Origin of the sequence: Oceanicella actignis, assembly GCF_008124525.1 — a bacterium.
GTDB lineage: Bacteria > Pseudomonadota > Alphaproteobacteria > Rhodobacterales > Rhodobacteraceae > Oceanicella > Oceanicella actignis.
Genome location: NZ_VNHJ01000019.1, coordinates 1 through 8,383, shown reverse-complemented (window position 1 = coordinate 8,383; position 8,383 = coordinate 1). Strand labels below are relative to the sequence as shown.

General features: G+C 59.1%; 6 protein-coding genes. 3 read left to right on the top strand and 3 right to left on the bottom strand.

Translation table 11 applies throughout. The features are described from left to right. Positions 1–218 (bottom strand): hypothetical protein (locus LY05_RS15300; RefSeq protein WP_211356342.1); only part of this gene is annotated, 218 nt, incomplete at its 3' end. A 125-nt stretch (positions 219–343) separates the two neighbouring features. Here LY05_RS15300 and LY05_RS14785 point away from each other — a divergent pair. Further along, positions 344–1,462 carry a thiamine-phosphate kinase gene (locus LY05_RS14785; protein WP_148923681.1) on the top strand — a complete coding sequence of 373 codons (1,119 nt, stop codon included), beginning with the start codon at positions 344–346 and terminating at the stop codon, positions 1,460–1,462. A 16-nt stretch (positions 1,463–1,478) separates the two neighbouring features. Further along, positions 1,479–2,162, top strand: a complete 684-nt coding sequence (locus tag LY05_RS14780) for a thymidylate synthase (RefSeq protein ID WP_170259032.1) — start codon at positions 1,479–1,481, stop codon at positions 2,160–2,162. Positions 2,163–2,175: 13 nt separating this feature from the next. Here the strand turns inward: LY05_RS14780 and LY05_RS14775 are convergent, their stop codons facing one another. Beyond that, a complete protein-coding gene (locus tag LY05_RS14775; protein WP_170259031.1) occupies positions 2,176–5,448 on the bottom strand; it encodes an RNA-binding domain-containing protein in 3,273 nt (1,090 codons plus the stop codon). A 33-nt stretch (positions 5,449–5,481) separates the two neighbouring features. Further along, entirely contained in the window at positions 5,482–7,797 is a 2,316-nt protein-coding gene (locus tag LY05_RS14770; protein ID WP_148923678.1) for a hypothetical protein, read from the bottom strand. A gap of 340 nt (positions 7,798–8,137) precedes the next feature. Between LY05_RS14770 and LY05_RS14765 the strand changes: the two genes are divergently transcribed. Then, positions 8,138–8,383 (top strand): transposase (locus LY05_RS14765; protein ID WP_148923677.1); only part of this gene is annotated, 246 nt, incomplete at its 3' end.

Below are 8,383 nucleotides of genomic sequence, written 5' to 3'. Positions count from 1 at the left end.
GCAAGCTCCGAGGCATGGCTGCTGATCGCCCATATCCGCATTCTTGTCAGACGCTTGGCTCGATACCACGCACCACCGGTCGAATTATGAGTCGGGCTCTGAGACATGAGATTGTCGATCCCAGCGGTGACGTCCCACCTCAGGTTGACCCTTTCTCCATCGTCGACCGTCTGGATGGTCACCGTAGCCGAGATAGGAGAAAGCTTGATCTTCTTCAAGTATCCGTGATCGACATGGGATCCGAGAGATCGGTTGACATTGATTCTGTCTGCGGAAATTGCTGGGGCCAAGACACACACTCAGCAGAGACCACGTCTCTCAAGAAAGAGCTATAAGGTAGCTGATGGACGAGAAATTGACGATCCGAGAGGCAGGAGAGCGCCGCCTCGTGGCCGAGATCGCGGGCATCTTGGCCACTCCGAGCATGCTGGTCGATGGATTCGGTCACGACGCGGCCTTCGTCGACCTGCGACAAAAAGACAATGAGCTTCTCGTGCTGAACACCGACCGATCCGGGCTCAATGCGGCCTATAGTCTCGGGCTTGCCGGCCCAGAATGCGTTGGGGACTTCGGCGTTTCACATGCCATCAGCGACATCGTGGTCTCCGGGGGCACTCCGAGGGCAGTCACGGTGGCATTGCTGCTTCCCCCGGACACTACACTTGGGTTCGTCCGTGATGTGATGCGGGGCGCTGCCGAGGCCGCTCGGCGTTACGGTGCGGAGATCGTTGCCGGTGACACCAAGCAGAACCCAAAATTCGCGTTGGTGGCCACTGCGCTCGGCACGGTGCCGCGCGATAAACGTATTTGCCGCTCGGGTGCCCGCCCGGGCGATGCGCTGGTGGTTACAGGGTTCCTCGGATCGATGCTGCTAGGGCTGATTGCCTTAAAGCGCGCGCTCCCGATCGGTCTCCGCGCCCGCCGCATAGTTGAGAAGGCGATCATCGAGCAGCGCCCGCCTTTCACCCTCGGATGCGCCATTGCGGAGGCTGGTATACCGCATGCCGGAACCGATATCAGCGATGGGCTGCCCGGCGCAATTCACGCCTTATGCGGTGCTAGTGCCTGCGGCGCCTTTGTCGATGAGCAGCGCATCCCGTTGCATCCCGACCTCAACGAACTCATTTTAGCATCGGGTCTCTCGCCGCTACAGCTCAGCACCGCGGGCGGCGACTGGCAGTTTCTCTATGCCGTCCCGGCGGCGCACTTGCCGGCAATGTACCAGCTGGCGGCATCCCAGGATGCGAAGGTATCGGTCATCGGCGGCATAACCGAGCGCGAAGAAATTGCCGTCCGGCATTCCGATGGCGCCTGGCACCAACTCGAGCGTCTCGAGCACGACAGTTTCGCAGATGACGGGAATGGCGCCGGCCATTTCTCGCGGACCGGGGCGGCCACAGCGCGACGCGGCGTGTCGCTCGAAGGACGACATTACGAGGCGCTCTGGCGCGAACTGTTCTGAAGTAGGAGCTATCTTCATGGCAGAACTACCGATGGGAATCCGTGCGCAGACTATCGGAGAGTGTTGGATCGAGAGCATCAACCATGTGCTGAGCCACGGCCAACCCCATCACGATGGAGAGGTCGGGATGCTCGAGGTGCTTGGTCTGACAGTCGAGATTTCGGCGCCAAGCGTTTCCGATCCGCTGCTATCCGCCCATGGTGACCCAACCGTCTTGGCCCGGACCCTTGCCAAGTTTGCGCAAGGCGCCTGCATGCCTGATCGCCCCTTCACCTACGGGCAGCGAATTTTCGACATGGCGGGAATCAATCAGTTTGATTGGATGGTCGAGCGACTCAAACGCAAACCCGAAACGAAGTCTGCGACTATCAACCTTCTCGTTCCCGGTAGCTCCGCGGCTAGCCTGCCTTGCCTGACCACGCTTGACGCGAAAATACGCCAAGGAAGACTCGACCTGCAGTTTTTCTTCCGGAGTCAGAACATCTTCGGGCGCCAATATGCCAATCTTGCCGCGATGGCCCAGCTACAGAGCGACCTTGCGAGAAGCTGCAACACAGTTAGCGGCACTCTACGCGGTTATGTCGCCTCGGCCCATATTTATGATTTTGACAAGGACGAGGCGCGAAAGCTACTCACCGGAGCCCCTATAAAAATCAAGGACAGATACTATGAACTCGGCCCGCAGGCGACGGGGGAGTGACAGCGCCAGCTCTCTAATTCTCTACGGTGTGGCCCGATTCGACCGCGAAGCTCCATTGCTGCCTTGCTCGGTCGAAACTGGTGGTGATGCTCACATTGAGCACCTCCCCCTCGCGCAGCCCATTTCGGTCCGTCGCGGCAATCTTTGAAAACAGGCAGAAGATGTCTTCCTTGAAATCGGGGTGCCGAACGAAGCCGAAACCCCGCTCGGGGATGGTCCGCTTCAGCTCAACTTTCCAGCGTGTCTTCGCAAGCTCTGAATTAACCTTCATCCGGGATTTGGCATCACTCAGCATCGCAACCGAAAACTTGGTCGCCCCAAGTCTTGCTCGCGGCTTTTTGCGGGGCGACGGGCCGGTGGCCACAGTTCGCTCACGCAACTGGGGTGGCAGATCCTCTGGGCTCAGGAGCCCAATCTTGATTGCCTCGTCAATGTTGCGACTTCTGGTTTTTCGATCATATACAAGACGCGTCCGCGTTTCGGCATCGATGTCAGCAGAGCGCAGTAGGCCTTGCTTTGACAAGCGGATGGCGTTCATCATGGACATACGGGCGCACACGTTGGCCAGAAAACCTTGTCGGTCACGCAATTCCTTTGCTTGGACCACCCCTCCCCGAAGCAGGATGCTGAGAACCCGCAGTGACAGTTCTGGTTCGAAGGCAATTCGGCGCAGCTGGGCCTGGTAGCGCGGGAGCATGTCTTTCAGGATATCGTCCATCTGCTCTTTCTCGGTGCGCAGAATGTCCAAAAGGTCGAGATCCAGTCGATCTGCTGATGAGCGGTCAAGTGCTGTCTTCCAAGCGGAGACGAAGGTGTTGGCAGAGATCATCTTGCGTCGCCGGAGAGCACAGAGTTCAGAGACCGAGCATGAGGACAACACTTCACGCAGGGTTGGAGTGGGGCTGACACCTGCGATGGCGCGGAGCGCCGGCGACAGGCCCTCGGCCCAAGCTTTATAGCCGACCAGTGCATCAGACAGCAATTCAATCCACGGGAAATCGTGACCGCAGACCAGACCGCGTAGCCGGTCGAGTCTAGCAACACCGGCGGCATGTGTTTGCGCCGTGTACCAGAAAGCATGACTGTTAAGGCTGCTCAGCAGATATTGCGAGATAGGATACTTCGGAGGCAAGCGCGCAATGATCGAGATAGCGCGGGCCTGTGCCGCAGCATCCTTCCCAAGCAGGACGTTCAATACTGCCTCCTCCCAAAGGTCATCAGCCACATCTTTGGCATGAAGGTGCAGTTCGCTTCGGGCTCCGGCAGCAACGATCAGCGGCTCAACCCTCCACGCTGAATCCACAAACGCCGGCGATGGCTGCGCGAGCATCTCAAACGCGAAGGCTAGAGGCATTGCCCATATTCCTGGCTTGGCATCAACGCGCACCGCCAACACGTCGGAATGCATGTCCTCATGCCGAGCTACCAAATATCTGGCACAGAGATACTCTTGGATTGTCTCGTGCTCGAAAGCCAGATCGCCGCGACCTTCGTCACGAACCAGAACGGTGCCCTGTGAGGCCCATTCGATGAAGCGATCGGTGTCCTCACCAAAGCGATGGATCAGTAAGGCGTGGGCCTGCGTCCGAGGAATTCGGCCGCTACCCTTCTGCCGCGCCCGGAAAGCCAATTCGGCCAGCGCGTTGATGGTCAACTCGTGATCCCATGGCAGCGACTCGCCGCTGCGCCTCGACTTTTCGGTCTCCCGCCGGAACCAGGCATCGAGAAAGCGACAATACAGTTTCGAGCGCTCGTTCGGGATTGCGTCGGTCTCACGCGCGACCTCAGCGGCGATGCGTAGCAGCATCGGGCTGCCGGCGATCGATCTGCCACTGTCATGAAGGTGCAACTGCTCAAGGATCGACTCGGCCTTCTGCGGTTGCTCAAGATAGGTTTCCAGAAGCTTTCTTTGGCATTCCCTATCCATTGCCTCGAGTTCGAATACCTCTAAATTGAACTCCGGCGGCAACTGTGCGCTCCGGCTGGTTACCAGCACGCGCGCCGCGGGATACTCGCGCAGGATCCCTGCGATCTCCTTCAAGCATTGATCATAGAACAAGTCCGGGCATTCATTCAGCCCATCAAGATAGAGAGTTAATTCGCCAGCCTTGACCCGCGGCGCCAGATCTTGCCAGTCGATGCCGCTTTCATTTGCAAGCAAGCCGGCCAAACCCTGCGCGGAATAGGCGGAAAGAGATACCAGAAGCGGCCAGGGCTCGCCGGGCTTCCATTCGCGGGCCGCTTCGAAAGCGAGCGCAGCAAGGCATCTGCTCTTGCCGGAGCCACCTTCCCCGATCAGCAGCGCTTGGTTGGTTCCTCCGAGCAATTCGGTAGCCGGTCCCCTACGCGGCTCGGGGGGGGGCGGCAGTAGATCGCTGTCCTCCCTAGAGGGTGTCGCTTCGCTCCGGACCCAGTTGTCGCCGTCATCGAGCACCTGAGCCTTGCGGACGGCGTTCGGCCTAGTTGTGGGTCTCTGAACAGCGAGAAGAGGGATGAATTGAGCCGCGACCGGCGCCAGACGCTTCTCCAGCGCGGCGACATGGTGGCGTACATCGGGCACGAGTTCCTCATTCGAGCGGGCCAGCAGGCCACCTTCCTCGAACTGTCTCCAGAGCAGTGGGATCTCAGCCGCAAGCTTCTGGCGCTGTGCTTCATGTGCTGAAAGAACATCCGCTTGATCTGCGTCAAGCGCCACGACCTGCCCAACTGCACCGCGTTTGCGCAGGTAGATCTGCCGAGTGTCATTATTTGATGCCTCGACTTCGACAAAGCCGTAGCCCTCGGGCGTGGGATCGACAAAAATAGCTAGAACGCTCTGCTCGCCTTGCGGAATCTCCTCCAGTGCGACCAGTCGCTCGAGCAACGCTGCATTCACAAGTCGGAAATGGCCCTGGCGGCCCGTCTTCCAGCCCTTGGTTGGGCATAGAACCTTTGGCATGACCACTTCGCGACGAAACGCCTCCGCCCCCTTGGATTGCCGCCGACCGTCGGGGTCGCTGGCCTCGATACCGATTACGCTCCCATTGTCGGCAACCCCCAGCAGCACCACGCCACCGATCGAGTTGGCCAGCGCGATGACCGCCTTTGCAACGTTCCAGCGATAGTCGTCTGCATTTGTTCCCTGCTCGAATTTGCCACCCTCGGGATAGAATGAGGCCTTAAGCTCCAGCCACTCAGTTTCACTGTTCCTGACCAATTCCATCAATGCATTCACGCCCCCACGAGGATGCAGCAGAACTCGGCGTGCAAGTTCAGGAGCGGAAATGGGGATTCTGGGAAGAGACATCATTATTTACTCAAGATTGGACCGGTACGCCGATTAGTGAAAGTTGAAGGGAAGGCATTTCGCGAGATGTCCCCACACCCGGGCGGGAGGTATTTTGCCATGTGAAGCCTCAGCCGCGAACTCGGCCAACGCCTCCCAAGGCGCATGCTGCAGACGCCTTCGCAGGCCGTCCGCCGCCTCATGATCAGGACTGGCTAGCGGCACGCCGATCGCCTGCGCCAAAGTACTGAGCACCAGCGCCATCCACTCGAGCGTCACACCGTGGTCATCGTCTAGGCAGGTGCGAACGGCCGCATCCAGGTGCGAATGCGCCTCTTCAGTCTCGCCCGCGTCTTGCAGAAGCCAGGCCCTATAGGCCAAAATTAGCGGCCAAGGATGATCGCTACCGATCTTCCACTTGTCGCGGGTGCCGAGATACGCCGCGCGGGCGCTGGCCATTTGTCGGGGAAAGCGGTTCAATGCACGCAACCATAGATGATTTTCGAAGCGCTTTTCCTGATCTGACGCGGACAGAGACCGACTGATAGCCTCGGGTTCGCGGTTGCCGAGCAGTTGACGAATGGAGTCTAGTACCATTCCCGCTTCGGCGCTCGACTCTTCGCCGTCGGCATCGAAAGGGACTGCGTCCATCCGGGCGATCATCTCGTAGATGCCGGTTTGATGCCTCTCTCGTGCGGCCTGCCGTGGATCGCTCAGTCGGTCGAAACTCCTCGCGGCGGCCTCGAAAAAGGAAACGGCTTTGGCAGGGTCATGTGAGAAGGCATGCATCTGGCCGCGCGTGGATTGCAGCTTGCCATAGTTCAGCAGCCCGGCCACCGCGATGGGCTTAGCAAGCCATGTTTCGACGATCTCCTCGAGCGCGTTGAATTGAAAGTTATTTGTCATTGTGCTTGCCATCCGCAACAGTGCCTCGGCTACCAGTTGCGGCGCCTCGTCCTCAAGCTTGTTGATCCACTCGAGGCAGCTGAAGACAAGCTCTTCCTGAATCTGCCCGCGATGATTGGCCAATGATAGGTGGCTGCTGTCGAGTTGTAGCCTCAACGTGCCTGGAATGATTTGCGACTGGTCGGCATACTGCTGCAGCCAAGCTATGGCACTGCCCAACTCGGCAAGGGAGTACCGCTTGCTTGAAAGGCGCATCTGGACTTCTTCGAGGTAAAGCTCCCATTGCCGGGGGTGGTGCGCAATGACCTTGCCGAGCCGATCGAGTTCGCGGCGCAGGAAGCTGCTTTCGTGCTCATCTACCACCGCAGCGCAAAGCGCATACCAATCGGCTGGTGCCAGCGGTCCCCCACTGGTCAATGCCAAGAAAAGATGGTGCAGGTTGCTCTCGTTGGCCTTGACGAAACAATGACCCTCCAACTGCGATTTGCGCAAACGGTCCTTGTTCGACCAGTCCGTGCTACCCCATGTAAAGGCTAGGACATCAACATAACCGTTCATGGGGTGGTTTTTGTCCATGAAGCCCATCTCAAGTACGAGTTCGCTGAAACGCTGCGGGTCAAGTGCGGCCAATTCGCTTTCAAGGGCTTGGGCCAGAGCCTTCAGATCCGTCTGTGGACTATAGGTGTCACGCTGCTCGATCAGGATGCGAATCTTGCTTCTTCGGCCATCAGCCGGAACCGGAAGTTGAAGCAGCGTCCAGCGCACGAGATGGAGAACGTGGCCGATCCAGTAGCGATGTCGCGCAGTATCATCCAAAACGCTGAAGCCTAGAATGCCTACCGGCGCGTCGAGAACACGCTGCAGTATCTCGTCGACCTCGGCAAACGTTCTGTCCGCAGCATGAAATCCACCGCAATCGGGCAACTCGACGCTTTCGGGAACGGCCAGTGCGACTATACGCCCTGTTCGGTTCGGGTTTGAGGGGCGCTCTGTGCTGTCGAAATCGGCACCAGTCTCGTCGAGATAGATTGTCCAGGAGTGGGCAGGTTGTAGCGCGCGCAGACAGTTCGGGTGTCGACCATCTCTCAAAGTCGTCCGGACCGTAGAACGCTGCTTGGGCTGGTTATGTCGGCTACGAAGACTCTGCTTACGCTTGATCAGATCACTAAGCTTCAATTCAAGACTTTTAAGAATATCACGGTCGCGCAGCCAAGACCCCTTCGCCTCGACAAGCCATTGTCGCGCAGCGCGCTCCCCGCCGTTGCGGAACACCTGTCCGAGCTTCTGCTTGGCCTCGTACGCTCTCACCCCTCTGACGCGTGCGGCCAGAAACTGATCGACCTTGGCGGAGGGCCCCTCGGCGCGAATTTGGTCCTCGAGCGCCTGCAATTCTCGTTGCCGCTCCGGCGTGGGTCCCCAAGACTCCAAGAGGTAGGCCAGCCAAAGCGGGTCATTGTTATTCATTGTGCGACCTTCTAACCTGCATTGTCGTGACGTCGATGATAAACGGCGCATCCGGGGTGGCCGGTTGGGCTTGTCGCCCTCGATGGGAATCTCCGCTGTCGCTATGATTTCTTGGAGCCAAACTGTGACCTCGGCATCGCCGAAGCGAGCCTCGTGTGGCCGCTCTCGCCGCGTGTGATGACGTGCCTCATCATCAGCCTCCCACTTTCCCCGCCATGAACTTCTCGAACGTATCCTCTGCTGGCTCTGACCTGCTCCCCTTAGAGCCGAACCCGAAAAGAGTTGAGCGATCTCAGCAGGTTGTGATTCCGTCCGTTTGCGAGACGAGATGGAGTGCACGATGGCCTGGACAGAGACCGCTCGCCGGGATCATGCCCGGCGAGGGCGCGGTTGTTCAAGCGATCTGACGGAACGCGAATGGGGGCTGGTCGCGCCGCTCCTGCCGGGGCCCCGCCGCCTGGGCCGACCGCGCACGACGGACCTGCGGGCGGTGGTCAAGGCGATCCAGTACATCGCGTCCACAGGCTGCCAGTGGAGCCAGCTTCCGCGCGACTTCCCGCCCTTCACCACCGTGCAGCGATACTTC

Excerpts from the sequence above, each read along its gene's own strand:
- LY05_RS14780 (WP_170259032.1), top strand. The coding sequence starts at position 1,479 with ATGGCAGAACTACCGATGGGAATCCGTGCGCAGACTATCGGAGAGTGT.
- LY05_RS14770 (WP_148923678.1), bottom strand. The coding sequence starts at position 7,797 with ATGAATAACAATGACCCGCTTTGGCTGGCCTACCTCTTGGAGTCTTGG.
- LY05_RS14785 (WP_148923681.1), top strand. The coding sequence starts at position 344 with ATGGACGAGAAATTGACGATCCGAGAGGCAGGAGAGCGCCGCCTCGTG.
- LY05_RS14775 (WP_170259031.1), bottom strand. The coding sequence starts at position 5,448 with ATGTCTCTTCCCAGAATCCCCATTTCCGCTCCTGAACTTGCACGCCGA.